The organism is Methylocystis sp. Uni0008 (genome assembly GCF_056838045.1).
The window spans coordinates 2,238,970-2,257,086 of record NZ_CM166370.1 but is presented as its reverse complement, the minus strand read 5'-3'; the positions used below and the strand labels follow the sequence as shown (position 1 = coordinate 2,257,086).

The following is an 18,117-nucleotide window of genomic DNA, read 5'->3' as shown; positions in this document are numbered from 1 at the left end:
AGAGCGGCGGCTTCCGTGATCCTTGGCGTCGGTCATTTCTATCGTCTGGCGCGCGCCGGCTACATCATGGCGCGCGAAGGCGTCTTTGCGCTCGTCGATCCCGCGCTTCTGCCGCCGGCCGCGGCGCCGCTCGTGCGCTTCGCCAATCTTTTCGCCGGCGGCAAGCGCGACGGCGCCGGCAAGGCGCTTGTGCGGGCGCTGGCGCAGATCGGCCCCTCCTATGTGAAGCTCGGACAGTTTCTGGCGACGCGTCCGGACATCGTCGGCGGCGAGATCGCCGACGCGCTGACCGCGCTGCAGGACCGCATGGAGCCCTTCGGCCGCGAGCGGGCCGTCGCCATCGTGGAAAAGGCGCTCGGCAGAAGCGTCGACGAGCTGTTCATCTACTTCGGCGAACCTGTCGCCGCGGCCTCCGTGGCTCAGGTGCATGTCGCCGAGGCGCAATACAAGGAAGGCGTGCGCAAGGTCGCGGTGAAGGTGTTGCGGCCCGGGATCGAGAGCCAGTTCGCGCTCGATCTTCGCGACATGTATCGCATCGCGCGGCTCGCCGAGCGCTATTCCTCCGAAGCGCGCCGGCTGCGCATGATCGAAGTCGTCGACACGCTCGCGCGCACCGTGCGGCTCGAAACGGACTTTCGTCTCGAGGCGGCGGCGGCTTCGGAATTCGGCGACAATGTCGCCGGCGATCCGGAGATCCATGTTCCGCATGTCGACTGGAGCCGGACCGATCGCGAAGTGCTGACGCTCGAATGGATCGACGGCATTCCGCTCTCGGATATCGAGCGCGTCGCCGCAGAGGGCCATGACCTCAAGGCGATCGGCCGCAATGTGCTGCAGTCCTTCCTGCGTCATGCGATGCGCGACGGCTTCTTTCACGCCGACATGCATCAGGGCAATCTCTTCGTCGATAAGAAGGGAAGGCTCGTCGCCATCGATTTCGGCATCATGGGCCGGCTGGGCCTGAAGGAACGTCGCTTCCTCGCCGAAATTCTCTACGGCTTCATCGTTCGCGATTATAAGCGCGTCGCCGAGGTGCATTTCGAGGCGGGCTATGTCCCGGCGAACCATTCCATCGAAGAATTCGCGCAGGCGCTGCGGGCGATCGGCGAGCCGATGCACACGATCAACGCCGCCGACATCTCGATGGCGCGGCTGCTGACGTTGCTTTTCGAAGTGACGGCGCTCTTCGACATGCGCACGCGCACCGAGCTGGTGCTGCTGCAAAAGACCATGGTCGTCGCCGAGGGCGTCGCCCGCACCTATGATCCGACGCTCGACATCTGGAAGACCTGCGACCCCGTGGTGCGCTCCTGGATCGAGGAGAACCTGGGCGTCAAAGCGAAGATCGAGGACGCGAGCCGAAGCGTCACGGAGCTGGCGAAGCTCGCGACGCATCTGCCGCGCACGCTGGCGGAGGCGGAGCTCGCCATCCACCGCGTATCGAAGATGACGCAAGAAGGCGTCGAACTCTCCGACCGCTCGCTCGGCGCGCTCGACGAAATGAGACGCCGCTCCGACCGCTGGTTCGTGCTGGCGGTGATCGCATTGGCGCTCCTGGCGGTGTGGATTTTTTAGCGGCGTTCGGCGCGCTGTCAGCCGCCGGCTCAGGGCTTCGCCGTAATCCGCAGATTGGCGTCGGGCTTCGGAATATTCCCGTTTGCGCGAACTGTCGGTGCGCGTTGCCAATTTGCCGCCACCTCGGCGAGCGATTTCGCCCGCTCCCTCATGACCTCCAACACTTGCGGTGTTTGCGGATATTGCGCGGGCTTGTCGCAGTGCGCGAGGAACTCTGCGAAACCATCGGCGGGCGGCTCAGTCTCGTCGTACGCCCTTTTGACTTCGTCGAGCGTCTCTTCGAGCCGCGCCATTGCCACCAGGAAGCGTCGCCAGCGGTGAGCATCGAAGTCAAAATCTTTGCACAGCCGAGCGCCAGCCTGAGCGCCATAGCCGACGAGCGCGTCAATCGTCGGCTTCTCCATCACCAGATTGAGGCCTCCTTCCTCAGGGTTCAACCCGATGTGTACGATGCGCTCACGGTAACCTGGAAGAACGCTTTGCAAGTTGTCCTGCCAATCCTTGGCGGAATCGACGAGTCGCAGCAAGAAGCCGAGTAGCCCCTTGAAGTCTTGCAACTGGATATTCACGCCCGCTTCCGGCGTCGACGGCAGCCACGTCCGTGAACCATCCATGCTGCGCTTGTCGTCGAATGCATCAAGGGAAATCGCGAAGGTCGGACTGGTCGGCAACAATCGATCGAAAAAGTGAATGGGGAAGTTGCTGGAGAGGCCGCCGTCGCTGAACAGGCAGCGCCGGAATTTTTCCCGCTCGTGGATGTTCGCATCGTTGTAGGACGGATCCTTGCGCCAGAGTGGAACGGCGCAGATCAGTCCCGGAAAACTAAGGCTCATTCGAGCCGCGACGACGATCGGTAGATGCTCCATTTTTGGAAAGCGGTAGAATTCGCCCGACTGACCCTCGGGCGTCTGTTCCCTCGTGTCGTCGTCGCGGATCAGGAAGTCGATAACTCGCTTCGGAAATAGCTTGCTCCATTCGCCTTTTTCGAAAACGAAAGGATTTTCCTTGCGGTAAAGGCCGTCCAGGCGTTCGGCCTTCTCGGCGCCCTCCGTCGAGAGCGTGTAAGGCCTCCGCTCGGTCAGGCACGTCGTCATCATGGCCAGTCGGATCGGAGGACGGTCGCCCGGCGGTTTGAGGAGGTCGCCAAAGGTCAAAGGGGGAGCAGTCCTGCCGCGCCCAGACGCTTCCGAGACAAGTTTGTCCAGCCATTCCGTAAGCCCCTCCGGCTCTCCGCCCTCCTGACGCAAGCCGGGACAGAGGCCGTAGTCGTTTTCCGGCAGTTCCCGGGTTAGCGCGTGCAGGATTCTCAGGGCCAAAGCGGAGGCGGAGCCAAGCATCGCGAAGATCAGTCCGAAAACAATTATGTTCGAAACGCCGCCCCCCGTTAACAATCCAATCAGAATGGCAAATCCGATTCCGGCCAAGGCGCCATTCCGTGCATTTTCGAAATAGCCGCGCACGGCCGCGCTCACTGCACCCCAGCCCTTCTCGCACCCGTTGCGACCTCTTAGGAGCGCGACAAATATCTCGAACAGCGGGCGCAGCCGCGGAGTCGGCTGAAACAGCGACAGGAGCTGTGCGCCTATCTCTTCTGGAACCTTGTTAAGGCAGTCGAAGCCTGCGCTTGGCGTGCCGCGGCCATATTCCGCCGCCGCCGCCGCAGCTGCGGCTATCGCGCCTGCGGACGTCCCGCCGATGTTGGAGAAGCGATACTTTTTTGAAAGCTCGACCAAGGCCAGCGGATACACAACGCCGCTGGTAATCCCGCCTTTCATAACGATGTCGCAGGCTTTGTCGGGATGTGTAAAAACGCCTTGGGAAGAATGCATAATTGATCCTCCTGAACCCAAAAAAATGAACATTACTTTGATGGAATAATCAAAGACGTGCGCGCATGATCAAAGCGGCGCGCACGTCGATAAGTTTTCTTTGGCTTGCGCTGCGCTAAAAAAAGCGCAGCGTTACTTCACGCCGACCAGCTCCACGTCGAAGATCAGCCAGGAGTTCGGCGGAATCGCGCCGCCGGCGCCGCGCGCGCCATAGCCGAGCTCCGGCGGAATGACCAGCGTGCGCTTGCCGCCGACCTTCATGCCTTCGACGCCTTCATCCCAGCCCTTGATCACCTGGCCCTGGCCGAGCGGGAATGCGAACGGCTCTCCCCGATCGCGCGACGAGTCGAACTTCTTGCCCTTCGCGCCATTGTTGTAGAGCCAGCCCGTATAGTGCACGACCGCGGTCTGCCCGAGCTTCGGAGAGGCGCCGGTTCCGACCTTCGTATCCTTGAATTGAAGGCCCGTCAGGCTCTTCGTCATCTGCTCTTCGGCGCGCGCGTCAATGGGGAGCGCGAAGTTCGCGACGGCGGCGAGGGAAAAGGCGGCAAGCATCGTTTTGGAGACAAGGCGCATCGTTCATTCCTCCAGCTTTCAAATCGCTCTCGATCTCGTCGAGATCGAGAAAGCGCGCATCAGCTCAGCACGCCATTGTCGCGGGCGAGCTGCAGCAGATCCTTCTGCGGCCGCGCGCCGACGTGAGAGATGATCTCCGCCGCGGCGAGCGCGCCGAGCATGGCGCTGCGCTCATGCGGAAGGTCCTGCGTGTAGCCCGCGAGAAAGCCGGCGGCGAAAAGATCGCCGGCGCCGGTCGTGTCGACCACTTCGTCGACGGGAAACGCCGGCGCCGCGAGCGCGCTCGCGCCATTCGCCACGACGCAGCCATTTTCAGAGCGCGTGACGACCCCGAGCAAGCCGTCTTCGGCGCGCAGCGCGGCAAGAGCGGCGTCGAAATCGCCGGTCTCATAGAGCGCGTGCAATTCGCTTTCATTGGCGAAAACGATGTCGACGACCCGATCGCGAATTAGCGAGAGAAACTCGCCGCGATAGCGATCGACGCAGAAACTGTCTGAAAGCGTGAGCGCCACTTTGCGGCCGTTGGCGCGCGAAATCTTCGCCGCCTTGAGAAAGGCTTCCTTGGCCCCCGGCGGGTCCCAGAGATAGCCTTCCATATAGAGAACCTTGGCGCCCGCGACGGTCGCTTCGTCAATGTCGTCCGGCGCGAGCGCCTGGCAGGCGCCGAGATAGGTGTTCATCGTGCGCTGGCCGTCCGGCGTCACGAAAATCAGGCAGCGCGCGGTCGCCGCGCCATCGGCCGCCGCCGGTGTGTCGAACGCGACGCCGGCCTTGCGGATATCATGCGCGAATTCGCGCCCCGCGTCGTCTTCCTTCACCTTGCCGACGAATCCGGCGGCGCGCCCGAGGCTCGCGAGACCCGCCATTGTGTTGGCGGCGGAGCCGCCGGAAATGACCAGCGTCGGGCCCATCGCCGCATAGAGTTCGGCTGCTCGCGCTTCGTCGACGAGCATCATCGAGCCTTTGCGCAGGCCGGCTTGCAGCAAATCGTCATCCTCGGCGCGCGCGATCGTGTCGACGATCGCGTTGCCAATGCCCAGCACGTCAAATGATGAGGTCATGAGAGTCGTTAATCCGCTTAGGGTAGGCAATCGGGCGCCTGCGCGCCGCAGGCGTGCTGTTTAGCACCGCGGCGCCGTCCCGTCGATCACATGGCGAGCATTCGCAAGATCCGCGAAGAGGCGGATTCGCGTCTTCGGACTGCGATCAGCGACTATCTGCAGATCGGCGACAGAATGATCTCGATGACCAGGACGAACAGCGCCGCCGCCGTGAAGGCCGGCAGCGGGCGCAGCGACACATGCCGGAACAGGAAGGCGTACATGAACACCATCCAGATCAGGATCGGGAAAAGCAGAAAGCGCAGCAGCTTTTCGGTCGGCAGCGGCGGCGGCAGCGCGATGCCGAAGATGAGATGCAGGATAATGTAAGCGAGCGCCGCAAACGCGCCCATGATGGCGAGCGCCGTCGCCGTGCGCTGAAATTTCGCGTCCTCTTTCAGAACGCGCAGCAGACCGTAGGTCGCGCCGTAGAGAAAGGCCGCGCTCAGCGCGCCATAGAGAAGGCTGCCGAGCAGCGAATGATTGAACGCCTGCGCGAACGCCTGCAGCACGGCATAGGCGCCGAAAGCGCCCCACACCAATTCGCGCGAGTCCGGCAGCGACAGTTGCGACGCCTCCAGATTGAGCATCTTGAGGACGGTCTGCGGCGTCTGCTCATTGAGAAGCGGGATATTGATCTTCATGGAGAGCGTTTCCGTTGTCGCAGGGGAAAAGGCGAACGCCTTGCCCGCATTAGAAGCGAAAAGCCGTGCGGCCCAGCGCGCCGCAAAGGCGCTGGCGGAGCCGCACGACCAATTGGCGCCTCTCTAGCACGCTTTGGCGGAGCGCGGAAATGCGGCGATTGCTTTGTTGCAGCGCAACCACGAGGCTATGGCTGGCGCCGGCTCCAATCCTCGCGCGCGACCACCTCGACGACGCGTCGCGCGGCGTCGCGCCAGTCCACGCGCAAGACCTGCCGCGGGTCGGCGGCGCGTCGGCCGTCGAGAAAATCGGCGACCGCCTCGGCCAGCGCCAAAGGATCGTTGACGCGGAAATAGAGCGCGCCATCTCGCCCGACCTCCCGAAAGACCGGGATGTCGCTGCAGATCACGGGCCGTCCGCGCCGCGCCGCCTCGACGATCGGCAGGCCGAAGCCTTCAGCATAAGAGGGAAAAATCAGCGCCGCCGCCTGATCGTAGAGAAAGGAGAGTTCATCATCGTCCGCGTCGTCGATCCAGAACAGCCGGCGGCCGAATTCCTGATGTCCGAGAATTTCGTTCACGACCGCTTCTTCGAACCAGCCGCGCCGACCGACCACGATCAGCCGAACGTCGCGGCCCTTCGCCCAGAGTTCGTCGAAAGCGCGTAGGGCGACGCGCTGGCCCTTGCGCGGTTCGATGGTGCCGACAGTCAGAAAGACCGGCGCTTCGCCGGCCGCTGCGGCCCTGATCTTGTCGCGCGGCGCGGCTTCAGCGCGCAATGGCAGATCGGAGCCGCAGTGAAACCAGCCGATCTTCAGGCCGGGACGATGCGGCAGTTTTTGCGCGGCGACATAGTCGGCGAGCTCGTCGGCGACGGTTTGCGAAATCGCCAGGAAACTGTCGCTCTCGAGCAGCGCCTTGCGCAGCCAGGCGCGATAGCGCGGCACGGTCACTTCGTGACACGCGTGCGGATACAGCTCAGGAATGAGATCGAAGATGCAGGTGACGACTTCGCCGCCCGCGTCGCGAATCTTCGCGAATACGGGCGCCAGCTCCTCGAAGGCGTTCCAGCTGTCGGAAAGCATCAGAAAGCGGTCGCCGGGGGCGATCGAGATTTCGGAGTCGGGCGCCGCCTCGCCGCCGACAAGCTCGGCGACGAATCCGTTGGCCGTCAGCAGCCGCCCGCCCTCGCAGCGAACCGCAACTGCTGGAATGTCGAAACTCTCGCCGCAATAGAGGCCGCGCGTCACTTCCTTGACGACGCGCTGAATGCCGGTGCCCGCGTCGCGCTTGATCGTCCCCGTCACGTCGACCAGCAGCCGGCGCGCTCGCAGCGGCGCGCCGCGAGCGGGCGGCGCGCGTTCATCGTTGGCGATCGGCGCCGTCTCGCGCAGCGGCGCCGGGCGAAAACGCGCGGCGACAGCGTTCGCGCTGTCGGCGATGAACGCTTCGATCGGTCGAAGGAAGCGATAGATGTGGCCGGAAACCGAATAGATCAGCCGATAGCGTTCATGCGTCAGATGCAGAAGTTCGGCGCGCAGATGATCGAGCTGAAATTCCAGCAGGCGGATGCGCTCGCGATAGTCTTGCTCGCGGCCCTCTTCGCGCTCGCGGTTCTGCCGCTCGCTCATGACTGCGCCTTTGGCGCCTGCGCCTCCGCCGCGCGCGCGTCGTCGAGCAGCGCCTGCAGCATGTCGTCGATGTCATGGCGCGGACGCCAGCCCGTCGCATCCGTCAGTCGCCTCGCGTCGCAAGCGACGCTGGCGATATCGCTCTCGGGACGCAGCAGCGACGGATCGACCTCGATCGCGAATTGCGCCCTGGACTTTGCGCGAAGTCGCTCGAGCAACGCTTCCATGCGATGCGCCTTGCCGGAAGCGATGTTGAACGTCGAAACCGGCCTGGGCAGATCCCGCGCCGTTTCAATCAGCCGCATATAAGCGTCGATCACGTCGCGCACGTCGAGGAAATCGCGCGCCTTCGAGAGATCGCCGACCTTGAGGCGGGGCTCGGCGCGTCCCGATTCGATCGCGGCGATTTGCGCGGCGAAGGAAGCGAGGGCGAAGTTGCGATTGCGCTGGCCGGGGCCGGAATGATTGACCGGCCGCGCCACGATGAGCCGCCCCTTGGGCGCGAGCAGATCCCCGAGCGCGCTCTCCGCAGCGAGCTTCGAGCGGCTGTAGACGTCGACCGGCCGCAGCGGCGCATCCTCATTCAGGACGCCGTCGCGAAAGCTCGCGCCATAGGCGGCCGCCGTCGAAGCGAAAAGGAAGGCCGCCGTGGGACAATGACGGGCGATCGCCGCGCCGAGCGCGAAGGAGCCGTGAAAATTCACCCGCCAGGTCAGTTCGGCGGCGTGCAGCGCCTGGCCGATCGACGATTGGCCCGCAAGATGGATGACGAGGTCGGGACGCAGGCGCGCGATCAGCGCGTCGATCGCGGCCTCATCGACAAGATCGGCGACGGCGGCCGAGAAAGCCTCGTGGCCGCCGCGTTCGCCCGGACGCAGCAGCAGCGCCCGCGTCGCCTGCGGATATGTCTCGGCCAAGGCGGCGCAGAGATGGCCGCCGACAAATCCGGCGCCGCCCGTCACCAAGATGCGCTCGAAGGCGGCCATGACGCGCGCCCTTTTTGGATTAGGCCGACTCGCGCCGCAGCCGCTCGAGATCGGCGTCGACCATCTCGCAGATCATCTCGCGAAGATCGATTTCCGGCTTCCAGCCGAGAACCTGGCGCGCCTTGCTGGAGTCGCCAAGCAGAACGTCCACCTCGGCCGGGCGATAGAAGGCCGGGTCGATGATGACGAATTTTTCCATGTCGAGGCCGGCGTGCTCGAAGGCGATGCGGCACATGTCGCGCACCGTGGTGGTGACGCCGGTCGCGACGACATAGTCGTCCGGCTTCTCCTGCTGCAGCATGAGCCACATGGCGCGCACGTAGTCCTTGGCGTGGCCCCAGTCGCGCTTGGCGTCGATGTTGCCGAGCCGCAATTCCTTGGCGAGCCCGAGTTTGATCGCGGCGACGCCGCGCGTCACTTTGCGGGTGACGAATTCGACGCCGCGCAGCGGGCTCTCATGATTGAACAGAATGCCCGACGACGCGTGCAGGCCGAAGCTCTCGCGATAGTTCACCGTGATCCAATGGCCATAAAGCTTCGCCACGGCATAGGGGCTGCGCGGATAGAAGGGGGTCTTCTCACTCTGCATCGGCTCCTGGATGAGGCCGTACATTTCGGAGGAAGAGGCCTGATAGAACCGCGCTTTCGGCGCGCCGAGCCGCATCGCCTCGAGCACGTTGGTCACGCCGACGCCGGTGACGTTCGCCGTCAGGATCGGCTGGCGCCAGGAGGAGGCGACATAGGATTGCGCCGCAAGATTGTAGATTTCATCGGGCTGGATGGCCTGCACGGTGCGCAGCAGGCTCGACAGGTCGGCGAGGTCGGCGTCGTGCAGAGTCAGCTTGCCGCTGATGCCGAGCCAGCGCAGGCGGTGGTCCTCGACGCCACGGTGCGACGAGCGCCGCACCACGCCATGCACCTCATAGCCCTTGTCGAGCAGGAATTGTGAGAGATAGGCGCCGTCCTGTCCTGTAACGCCGGTCACCAGCGCGCGCTTGCTCATTAATGGTCCTATTCAAAATGGCCGGCGGCCTGTGGCGAAGGCGAAACCTCCGCGGCGGCGCGGCCTCAGGGCCGTCCTCGCCCAAGCCGCGGGCGGGCGCAAAGGGCGCGCGCGACGGAATTACAGAATCAAGGCGCCTGAAGCAAGAGCGTGGGCGGATGTCCGCCGGCGGCGAGGCGCCGCCGGCAGTTGCATAATCGGCCTCTATAGCGGCTCACGCCGGCTTGTCGGGCGGCGGCAGTTTGCCTTCCGGCGTCGCCTTGTCGATCAGTTCCGGCAGATATTGCGCGAGAAGCGCTTTTGCCTTGTCGACGTCGACGCCGGCGTTCTTGGCGATTTCCATCAGCTTGTCGGCGTTGACCACCTTGCCGATGTCCATCTCGCTGATCTTTTCATTGGGCCCGAGGCCGATCCACGAATGCATCTGCTTTCCCAGTCCCGAATTCTCGAAATTCTTGACGACGCCGTCGAGGCCGCCCTGCTTCTCCACATAATCCTTGATAAGATTCAGAGCCTCAGCGCCGATCACGCCGCCAGCGATCGCTTTGAGCCAACTCATAGCCATTCTCCCTTTCAAAAAAGCGTGCGCGTCGCGCCGCGCTAGGTGAGATAGAGCCGGGGCATAGGCTTTACAATGGAGGGTCGCTGCTGTCGTGGGCTAAACTATTCATTCAAATAGAAGATCTTCTTTCCTTTCGCCCCAGCGCTGGATTTCCTCCCATATGTCCGCAGCGGTTTCCGCATAGCGGAAGAGACGGCGGTCTTGCAGCTCGATCACGCCTTCGTCGACGAGAAAGTCGACGTCAAAGGCGCGTCGCCAATAGTTTTCGCCGACGAGAATGATCGGGATCGGTTCGACCTTGCCGGTCTGCACCAGGGTCAGCGTCTCGAACAATTCGTCGAAGGTGCCGAAGCCTCCGGGAAAGGCGACCAGCGCCCGCGCGCGCAGCATGAAATGCATCTTGCGCAGCGCAAAGTAGCGGAAGCGCAGGCAAAGCGACGGCGTGACATAGCTGTTTGGAAGCTGCTCGTGCGGCAGTGTGATGTTGAGCCCCACCGTCTCTGCGCCGACTTCGAAGGCGCCGCGGTTCGCCGCCTCCATTATGCCCGGTCCGCCGCCGGTCACGATGGCGAGGCGCGGCGCGCCGGTCTTGCGGGCCGCGCCGACGATCGCGCCGAATTCGCGGGCGATCTCATAGTAGCGCGAATTTTGGCAGACGCGTTCCGCGACGGCGAGCCGTCTGGCGAGCGCCGCGTCGCCGGGAGCGACGTTTGCCAGCGCCTGCGCTTCGGCGAGCCGGCTTTCGGCGAGAGCGGGTTCGACGATCCGAGTCGAGCCGAAGACGACGATCGTGTCGGCGACGCCGTGGCGGCGCAGCAGCAGTTCGGCTTTGAGGTATTCGAGTTCGAGGCGGGGTCCGCGGGCGTCGGCCGAGGTGAGGAAATCTATGTCCTCATCCGCCTTGCGATAGGAGGGGCTGGAGAGTATCGCCTGCAGCCGCTTCGCCGCGGCGAGATCCGGGATGTGCGGCGCCGGGAGTTCGGACGGAGGCCCGCCGCCGGCATCGGGTCGAGGATTCAGTTCTTCATCTTTTGCGTTCAATCATCCGCTCCCTGGCAGCCGTTGCAGCGCTTTTCTTTATTTCCGCTTGGGTCCGGCGTATATGACCCGCCGGACGCCTGACGGCGAAGATTTATCGAGGAGCAGGACGGGAGCGCATGGCCGGGCATAGTCAATTCAAGAATATCATGCACAAGAAGGGCAAGCAGGACGCGATCCGCTCCAAGCTTTTTTCAAAGCTTGCCCGAGAAATAACCGTCGCCGCCAAGATGGGCCTGCCCGACCCGAACATGAACGCCCGCCTGCGCGCCGCCGTGCTCGCCGCGCGGGCGGAAAATATGCCGAAGGACAATATCGAGCGCGCCATCAAGAAGGCCTCCGGCGCGGACGCCGAGAACTATGATGAAGTGCGCTACGAAGGCTATGCGCCCGGCGGCGTCGCGGTCATCGTCGAGGCGCTCACCGACAATCGCAATCGCACGGCCGGCGAGGTGCGCTCCTATTTCACCAAGGCCGGCGGCTCACTCGCCGAGACCGGCGCCGTCTCCTTCATGTTCGACCGGGTCGGCCTCGTCGAATTCGACAAGAAGGCCGCCACGGAAGACGCGATGATGGAGGCGGCGATCGACGCCGGCGCCGAAGACGTGTCGACGACGGACGAGACGCATGAAGTGATCACGTCGGTCGAATCGCTGCGCGACGTCGCCAAGGCGCTCGAGGATAAGTTCGGCGAGCCGCGCAAGGCGGCGCTCGTCTGGCGCCCACAGAACACGATCAAGGTCGATGATGATTCGGGCGAGAAGATCCTCAAGCTCGTCGGCCTGCTCGAAGACAATGACGACGTTCAGAACGTCTACGCCAATTTCGAGGTCTCCGACGCGCTCGTCGCCAAGCTTGCGGGCTAGCGAAGCGGGACGATGAGCGCCGATCGCGCGCCGCGGTGAGCGATGCACAACAAGCGGGGCTATCACCACGGTTCGCTCAAGCAGGCGCTGATCGACGCCGCTCTCGAGATTCTCGCCGAGGGCGGGCCGTCGGCGCTGACCCTCACCGAGGCGGCGCGCCGCGCCGGCGTTTCGCCCGCAGCGCCCTATCGCCATTTCACCGGCCGCGACGCGCTGATCAGCGAACTCGCGCGCCGCGGCTTCGAGACCTTCGGCGCGCGAATCGAAGCGGCGTGGGACGAGGGCCGGCCCGACGCCAAAAGCGCAATGCGGGCGATGTGCGCGGCCTATCTCAAATTCGCGCGCGAAGAGCCCGGACTTTATGCGGCCATGTTCGGACAGGCGCAGACGCTCGCCGACCCTGGAGCGGGCGGCGCCGCCGATCATGCGCTGGAGATTCTCTGGCGCGCCGTCGTCGCGTGGCTGCAGCAGGCGGGGGCGCCGGCGCAGGGCGCGCGCTACGCGGCGTTGCAAATCTGGTCTCTCGCGCATGGCGTCGCGATGCTGACGATCTCCGGCCATTTCGATCCGGTGAAAAGCGCGGATCCGGCGCTGGTGCTGGAGAGCGCGGCGCAGGGCGTCATGGAGAGCGCCGCGGCGCGCGCGAAAGCCGCGACGGCTTAATCTCTTAATAAAGCTTCATCCGGCGCCGAATTACGCGCGCGCTTTAATCCTTCGTTAACGTTAACGCCCTCAAATGAAGCAAATCTTAATTGCGTGAGGCTCTCGTGCCGCAAGCGTCTTCCAAACACATCCGCTTCAAGGGCCGGTCCTTCCCCGTCCTGACGCTTGAACCCGAGCAGCCGCTCGAAGGCTGGTTGGAGCAGCTCGACGCGCTGCTCGAGCAGTCGCCGGCCTTCTTCAGCCGGAAGTCGATCGTCATCGAACTCGCCAAACTGACGCTCGAACGGCCGCAGCTCACCGACCTTCTCAAAAATCTCACCCGGCGCGGCATACGCGTCATGGGCCTGTCAGGCGCGGACCCGGCATGGGCCGCCGACGATCTGCCGCCGATTCTGGCTGGCGGTCGCGCCACCCCGCAACCTTCGGCGGAAGCCAGCGCCGCGCGCGCCAAAGACGCAAATACTGGAACGCTGACCCCAAGCGAAGAAGCGGCGTTCGAGGACATTGCGAATGCGCTCGGCGCTGGCGGCGCGCAGGCGTCCGACGCCAAGTCGGCCGCGACGCCGGCGCCGGCGCCTGCGCCGCTGATCGTGCTCGAACCGGTGCGCTCCGGCCAGTCGATCTACTATCCGGACGGCGACGTCACTGTGGTCGGGTCGGTCGCTTCCGGCGCGGAGATCATGGCCGGCGGCTCAGTTCATATCTACGGAACGCTGCGCGGCCGCGCGATGGCCGGCGCCTATGGCGAAAAGCGCGCGCGAATTTTCTGCCGCAAGCTCGAAGCCGAATTGATTTCGGTTTGCGGCGTGTATCTCACAGCCGACGAGATTTCAGCGAGTGTGCAGAGCCAAGCCATTCAGGCCTGGCTCGAAAACGAGACGGTCAAGATCGAGCGGCTCGATTAAGAGGGACGAACAATGGCCAAGACTTTGGTGGTGACCTCCGGCAAAGGGGGCGTCGGAAAGACAACCTCGACCGCGGCGCTCGGCGCCGCGCTGGCGCAGCAGGGTCACAAGGTGGCGGTCGTCGATTTCGACGTCGGCTTGCGCAACCTCGACCTGGTGATGGGCGCCGAGCGGCGCGTCGTCTTCGATCTCATCAACGTCGCCCAGGGCGACGCGAAGCTCCATCAGGCGCTCATTCGCGACAAGCGCCTGAGCAACCTCTATCTGCTTCCCGCCTCGCAGACGCGCGACAAGGACGCCCTGACGGAAGAGGGCGTGCAGCGCGTGATCGGCGAATTGCGCGAGAAGTTCGACTGGATCGTCTGCGACAGCCCCGCTGGCATCGAACGCGGCGCGACGCTCGCGATGCGCTTCGCCGACGTCGCCGTCGTCGTCGCCAATCCGGAAGTCTCCTCGGTGCGCGATTCGGACCGCATCATCGGTTTGCTCGACGCCAAGACCGAGCGCGCCGAAAAAGGCGAACGCGTCGAGAAGCATCTGCTGCTGACGCGCTACGACGCGCAGCGCGCGGGCCGCGGCGAAATGCTCAGCGTCGACGACGTGCTCGAAATTCTCTCGATACCGCTGCTGGGAATCGTGCCGGAGAGCGAAGAAGTCCTGCGCGCCTCGAACGTCGGCGCGCCGATCATTCTGCACAACGCGATGAGCGCGGCGGCCCGCGCCTATTCGGAAGCGGCGAAACGACTGTGCGGCGAAAAGCTGCCGGTCAACATTCCTACGGACAAGAGAGGACTTCTCGTTCGGCTCTTTGGTCGGAGGGCGGCATGAATATTTTTGGATTGTTTGGGCGCCGCGGCGCCACCGCGCCGGTTGCGCGCGAGCGCCTGCAGATTCTTCTCGCGCATGAACGAAAGTCGGCGCAGGATTCAAATCTGATCGCGCTGCTGCATAAGGAGGTCCTCGTGGCGATCTCCAAGCACATCGCCGTCGACCCCGAAAAGGTCATGGTGAAAATGCACCGCAAAGACGACATGTCGCTGCTCGAAATCGACATCGAGATCGAGCCGGGCGCGACGCTCGAACGCGAAGCCGCGTTGGAGGAAGACGACGCCTTTGAAGACGATCTGAGCGGCAAGGCGGCGTAGTCCGCCCGACGCCGGCGGCTGACGACTCTCCATGCCTCCATGCTCGGCGGCGCGGCTCCATCTGGGGCCGGCGCCGCCGCGACGCGTAAAGGCGCGCGCCGATTTCGCAGCCCCTTTCCCTTGCGCCAATGTTAATGCATATTACATTGTCTGCGGCCCCGCTTCGCGGCGGGCCGCCGTTGACAACCCTGGAGCCCATCATGAGCTGCCATCGTTATTCCCGTATGTCGTCATCCGGAGAGCGCGGATCGCCCTGGGGACACTGCGGGCGAATGTCCTGGAGACCCTACGAGATCGCGGCGGTGATCCTCGGCTTCTTCATCTTCTGGCCTCTCGGCCTGGCGCTCCTCTTCTGGAAGATCTGGCAGCGCAGCCAGGGCTATGAAGGCGACTTCCTCGCTTTTGCGCAGGAGCAGGGCGTGCGCGTCAAGGAAGCGGTCAGCGGCGTCGCCCGCGAGAGCGCGGCCGGCTGGGGCGGTCCCTCGTTCATGCGCTCGACCGGCAATGTCGCATTCGACGAGTGGCGTGAAGGCGAACTGGCGCGTCTCGAGGAAGAGCGTCGCAAGCTCGCCGAAGCCGAGCGCGATTTCGCCGAACATATCGAGCAACTGCGCCGCGCCCGCGACCGCGAGGAATTCGAATCCTTCATGCGCGGCCGCAAAGGCGACGTCGCGAGCGCGTAAATCCGCTTAGAGCGGACGATCTCGAAGCCAATACAGTGGCGCAAATCGGCAATGTCCGATTTGCGCCACGCGCGCGCCATTACGATGACTTGTTGCGACTCATTCGTTATAGATAACGAACGCCCTTCGTCCGAGACGCTGTCTTTGAGCGTCATGCCCCTGGGCGTGTTTCAACCTTAAGGACGCCGACGCCGAGGCGGGTTTTTCTAGCGACCCCTCCCGCCTGATGCGTCAACTGAAAGATCTCCAACGCACATGCGCCAGCCCACGCGTCCGTTCATAACCGCATACAAAGGTCGGTCTTCCAAAGCGCGTACTTCCAATCCATGGAATATCGAAGAGGCTGCGAATGCTGGTTCGAGTCCATCTATCAACGACGTTCGCGCTCCGACGGCGCCCGAGGTCGAACGGGACGCCTCATATCTCGCGGCTCTCGAAGCCGCGGACGCCGTTTTCGGCGCCAGGGCCGCCGAGCCGCCGCCAGCTCCGCGAGCGACGAGCGTTCCGGGGCGGGTGCTCCCCAACCTGCTGCAAGAAGACATCCCAGGCGCGCTTCCGGCGATAGGCGCGCCAGCCAAGACGCGGCGTGCGCGCCAGCCCGCCAAAGTCGCACAGGCTGTTCCTGCGGAACCCAAAAAGGTGAAGCCGCGGACGGCGGCGCCCGCCCCGACTCCCCCCACGCCAGCCGCGAAAGCCCCCAGGCCGGAAACCATTCTCGATGCGTCGCCCCGGGCGATCAGCATGATTCAGCGGAAATGGGTTCTGAAGACGGAGCTCAAGGCCGGCGAAAGGTGGAAGCGGCGCTTGAGCAGATTTGCGCGTTGACCGCGCGCGTCGCTGCGAGGCTCGGCTTTAGCGCAGGCCGCTTCGCAACTGCCGGCGCCTGAGCAGCGCGTTTCCGTCCGGCGCGCCGCCTGCGTGTGGATCGCCCGCCACAGCCGGCAAATATCTGACTATTAACCACAATTTTCGACCCCGAATTAACCGCCCGGCGCCCATTCTCGCGGGATGGTCCGCCGCGCCTATCAATCGCTGCTATTGCTGGCGCTCGCAGCGGCGGCTCTTTCGGCGTGCTCCATCGGGCAGAAGCCGCAGCGGCCCGCATGGCGCACCCAGGCTGAAAACGCCTGTCTCGCAGAAAGACGCGTCAACCCTTCCGAATTCATCGCGCTCGCGACCGAAATCGACGGACCCGGCATCTGCGGCCTGACGAAGCCGTTCAAGGTGACGGCGCTGCAGGGCGGCGCGGTCGCCTTCAACTCCACCGCGACGCTCGACTGCTCGATGGTCGCGGAGCTCGACGCATGGCTCGCCGACTCCGTGCAGCCCGCCGCGCAGGCGCGCTTCGGGCAGCAGGTGGTTCAGATCAATTCAATGGGCTCCTACGCCTGCCGCGGGATGAACAATCAGCGCGGCGCGCAGCTTTCGGAACATTCCTTCGGCAATGCGCTGGACATCGGCGGCTTCGTGCTCGCCGACGGCCGCGAGATCACGCTGGTGCGCGACTGGTGGCGCGGCGACGAACAGACCCGCGCCTTTTTGATGGATGTGCATCGCGGCTCCTGCGGGCATTTCTCGACGGTGCTGTCTCCAGGCTCCAACGCCTTTCACTACAATCACATCCATGTCGATCTGGCGCTGCATGGCCGCTCGGGACGCAGCATCTGCAAGCCGGCGCCGCAGGAAACGCTGCCGCCGCCCGATCCGTCGCCGCTCATCGCCCAGCGGCGCGGGACGCCGGCGCCCGATGACGAAACCGACAATGATACGACGGGCAAGCCGCCGCTCGCGGCGTTCGAGGGACCCGGAGTCGGCGCGCGGGATGGATTTGGACCCCTCGCCGGACCTGAAGCCTATGCGCCGCCTCCGCCGCCGCTGCCGCCGCGCCGCGACGGCATCGGGCAGCTGATCGAGGATCCGGATCAGACGTCGAGCATAGGCCGGCGCAGGAGACTATAGACCGGCGGAAGCGGTTCAGCGTTTGCTGGCGCCCATATTCATGAGCCGCAAAATGAGCCACGCCGGCACGACGAAAACGGCGCCCGCGAGCACATAGCTGACAAGCTCCCGCACGGCGCCGAACCCCAGCTGATAGATGCGGTCGAAGAAGGCCTGGACGCCGCGGAAAATATCGATCGGCCGCAGGTCGAGCCACATCAGCAGCGCGCCGACCACGAGCGAAATGAAGAACAACCGCGCGAAAGTGTTGAGCGGCGAGCCGCCAAGGAAATTTTCAAGCGTATTGTTCGACGCCATCGGGCTGGTTTCCTGTGAGAATTTGTCGGAGCCTGGCAGGAGCAGGACGTCGCGTTCGGCTTCTGACCGCTCGGTCGGCCGATGCGGCTTGTCGAGATGCGGCCAATTGGCGAAAGGTCCCTGATCAGCGGCCATCGGGGCGCTCCTGCGGATGCGTCGTCCCTGCGGCGCTCACAGAGAGCCCCCCGGCGACGTCTCTTCGCGGAAGAGACGCATTATGCGGCGCAGAAAGCGCTCGGTAAAGGAGAGCGCGCGCTCGAATTCTTCTTCGCTCGGCGCCGTATTTGGCCTTGCTCCCGGCGGGACGGGCGCGGCTTCGGCGCGCGCTTTGAGCGCGGCGTTCTCCTTGCGCAGCCGGTCGATCTCCGCCTCCAAGGCGGCGCGCTCTTCGGCGCCGAGCCGACACACGGTGACGCCGTCCTTCACCGAACAATAGGAGACCGCGCCGGTTTCCTTGTTCAGCCGGACGTAGCCGCCTTCCGCAGGGGTGAGGGTGAAGCGCTCGCCCTCCGGCGCAATGATCGGCGGCGGCGTTTCGGCGAGCGCCGGCGCTGCGCAAGCCGCGGCGAAAAGGATGGCGAGAACAACATGCCGTGCCTGGCTCATGGGTCGCCGCTCTTTAAGGGAAACTCGCTCGCACATGGGCGTTCGGCGGCGG

At 64.4% G+C, this 18,117-nt stretch carries 19 protein-coding genes; 8 read left to right on the top strand and 11 right to left on the bottom strand.

Features of this window, described 5'->3' with window-relative positions; genetic code table 11:
* Positions 1-15 precede the first annotated feature (15 nt).
* Positions 16-1,575 (top strand): 2-polyprenylphenol 6-hydroxylase, encoded by a 1,560-nt coding sequence (gene ubiB, locus AC0X69_RS11225; protein ID WP_482607647.1) that lies wholly within the window; start codon positions 16-18, stop codon positions 1,573-1,575.
* A 29-nt stretch (positions 1,576-1,604) separates the two neighbouring features.
* Here the strand turns inward: ubiB and AC0X69_RS11220 are convergent, their stop codons facing one another.
* The 9 genes from AC0X69_RS11220 to AC0X69_RS11180 all read right to left on the bottom strand — a co-directional run bounded on the left by AC0X69_RS11220 (position 1,605) and on the right by AC0X69_RS11180 (position 10,944).
* The gene (locus tag AC0X69_RS11220; RefSeq protein ID WP_482607645.1) at positions 1,605-3,404 is read right to left on the bottom strand and encodes a patatin-like phospholipase domain-containing protein; all 1,800 of its coding nucleotides are present in this window, start codon (positions 3,402-3,404) and stop codon (positions 1,605-1,607) included.
* Between the two features lie 132 nt (positions 3,405-3,536).
* Entirely contained in the window at positions 3,537-3,980 is a 444-nt protein-coding gene (locus AC0X69_RS11215; protein WP_482607644.1) for an FKBP-type peptidyl-prolyl cis-trans isomerase, read from the bottom strand.
* A 59-nt stretch (positions 3,981-4,039) separates the two neighbouring features.
* The gene (locus tag AC0X69_RS11210; protein WP_482607643.1) at positions 4,040-5,041 is read right to left on the bottom strand and encodes an adenosine kinase; all 1,002 of its coding nucleotides are present in this window, start codon (positions 5,039-5,041) and stop codon (positions 4,040-4,042) included.
* Between the two features lie 152 nt (positions 5,042-5,193).
* Entirely contained in the window at positions 5,194-5,724 is a 531-nt protein-coding gene (locus tag AC0X69_RS11205) for a hypothetical protein (protein WP_482607642.1), read from the bottom strand.
* Positions 5,725-5,909: 185 nt separating this feature from the next.
* Positions 5,910-7,352, bottom strand: a complete 1,443-nt coding sequence (locus AC0X69_RS11200; protein WP_482607641.1) for a glycosyltransferase family 4 protein — start codon at positions 7,350-7,352, stop codon at positions 5,910-5,912.
* On the bottom strand, positions 7,349-8,338 hold the full coding sequence (locus AC0X69_RS11195) for an NAD-dependent epimerase/dehydratase family protein (RefSeq protein WP_482607640.1): 990 nt from the start codon (positions 8,336-8,338) through the stop codon (positions 7,349-7,351). The genes AC0X69_RS11200 and AC0X69_RS11195 overlap by 4 nt, the downstream gene beginning before the upstream one ends.
* 19 nt (positions 8,339-8,357) lie before the next feature.
* The gene (gmd, locus tag AC0X69_RS11190) at positions 8,358-9,341 is read right to left on the bottom strand and encodes a GDP-mannose 4,6-dehydratase (RefSeq protein ID WP_482607638.1); all 984 of its coding nucleotides are present in this window, start codon (positions 9,339-9,341) and stop codon (positions 8,358-8,360) included.
* Between the two features lie 214 nt (positions 9,342-9,555).
* Positions 9,556-9,900 carry a YidB family protein gene (locus AC0X69_RS11185; protein ID WP_482607637.1) on the bottom strand — a complete coding sequence of 115 codons (345 nt, stop codon included), beginning with the start codon at positions 9,898-9,900 and terminating at the stop codon, positions 9,556-9,558.
* Positions 9,901-10,008: 108 nt separating this feature from the next.
* Positions 10,009-10,944 carry an LOG family protein gene (locus AC0X69_RS11180; RefSeq protein WP_482607636.1) on the bottom strand — a complete coding sequence of 312 codons (936 nt, stop codon included), beginning with the start codon at positions 10,942-10,944 and terminating at the stop codon, positions 10,009-10,011.
* A 116-nt stretch (positions 10,945-11,060) separates the two neighbouring features.
* On the opposite strand from AC0X69_RS11180, the gene AC0X69_RS11175 reads away from it, so the two are divergent.
* The 7 genes from AC0X69_RS11175 (at position 11,061) to AC0X69_RS11145 (ending at position 17,162) form a co-directional block, all read left to right on the top strand.
* Entirely contained in the window at positions 11,061-11,807 is a 747-nt protein-coding gene (locus AC0X69_RS11175; RefSeq protein WP_482607635.1) for a YebC/PmpR family DNA-binding transcriptional regulator, read from the top strand.
* Between the two features lie 42 nt (positions 11,808-11,849).
* Positions 11,850-12,470, top strand: a complete 621-nt coding sequence (locus tag AC0X69_RS11170; RefSeq protein ID WP_482607633.1) for a TetR/AcrR family transcriptional regulator — start codon at positions 11,850-11,852, stop codon at positions 12,468-12,470.
* 104 nt (positions 12,471-12,574) lie between these two features.
* The gene (minC, locus tag AC0X69_RS11165; RefSeq protein ID WP_482607632.1) at positions 12,575-13,375 is read left to right on the top strand and encodes a septum site-determining protein MinC; all 801 of its coding nucleotides are present in this window, start codon (positions 12,575-12,577) and stop codon (positions 13,373-13,375) included.
* Positions 13,376-13,387: 12 nt separating this feature from the next.
* On the top strand, positions 13,388-14,203 hold the full coding sequence (gene minD / locus AC0X69_RS11160) for a septum site-determining protein MinD (RefSeq protein WP_482607630.1): 816 nt from the start codon (positions 13,388-13,390) through the stop codon (positions 14,201-14,203).
* Positions 14,200-14,520: a cell division topological specificity factor MinE gene (gene minE, locus AC0X69_RS11155; RefSeq protein WP_482607629.1), complete on the top strand. Its 321-nt coding sequence runs from the start codon at positions 14,200-14,202 to the stop codon at positions 14,518-14,520. Before minD ends, minE begins: the two co-directional genes overlap by 4 nt.
* Positions 14,521-14,792: 272 nt before the next feature.
* Complete coding sequence (locus tag AC0X69_RS11150) at positions 14,793-15,203, top strand: DUF2852 domain-containing protein (RefSeq protein WP_482607627.1); 411 nt, start codon at positions 14,793-14,795, stop codon at positions 15,201-15,203.
* A 1,008-nt stretch (positions 15,204-16,211) separates the two neighbouring features.
* Positions 16,212-17,162 carry an extensin-like domain-containing protein gene (locus AC0X69_RS11145; protein WP_482607625.1) on the top strand — a complete coding sequence of 317 codons (951 nt, stop codon included), beginning with the start codon at positions 16,212-16,214 and terminating at the stop codon, positions 17,160-17,162.
* Between the two features lie 15 nt (positions 17,163-17,177).
* Here AC0X69_RS11145 and AC0X69_RS11140 read toward each other — a convergent pair whose 3' ends face one another.
* Both AC0X69_RS11140 and AC0X69_RS11135 read right to left on the bottom strand, forming a co-directional pair.
* Complete coding sequence (locus tag AC0X69_RS11140; protein ID WP_482607624.1) at positions 17,178-17,594, bottom strand: DUF6460 domain-containing protein; 417 nt, start codon at positions 17,592-17,594, stop codon at positions 17,178-17,180.
* 36 nt (positions 17,595-17,630) lie between these two features.
* A complete protein-coding gene (locus tag AC0X69_RS11135; RefSeq protein ID WP_482607623.1) occupies positions 17,631-18,065 on the bottom strand; it encodes a hypothetical protein in 435 nt (144 codons plus the stop codon).
* Between the last annotated feature and the right edge of the window lie 52 nt (positions 18,066-18,117).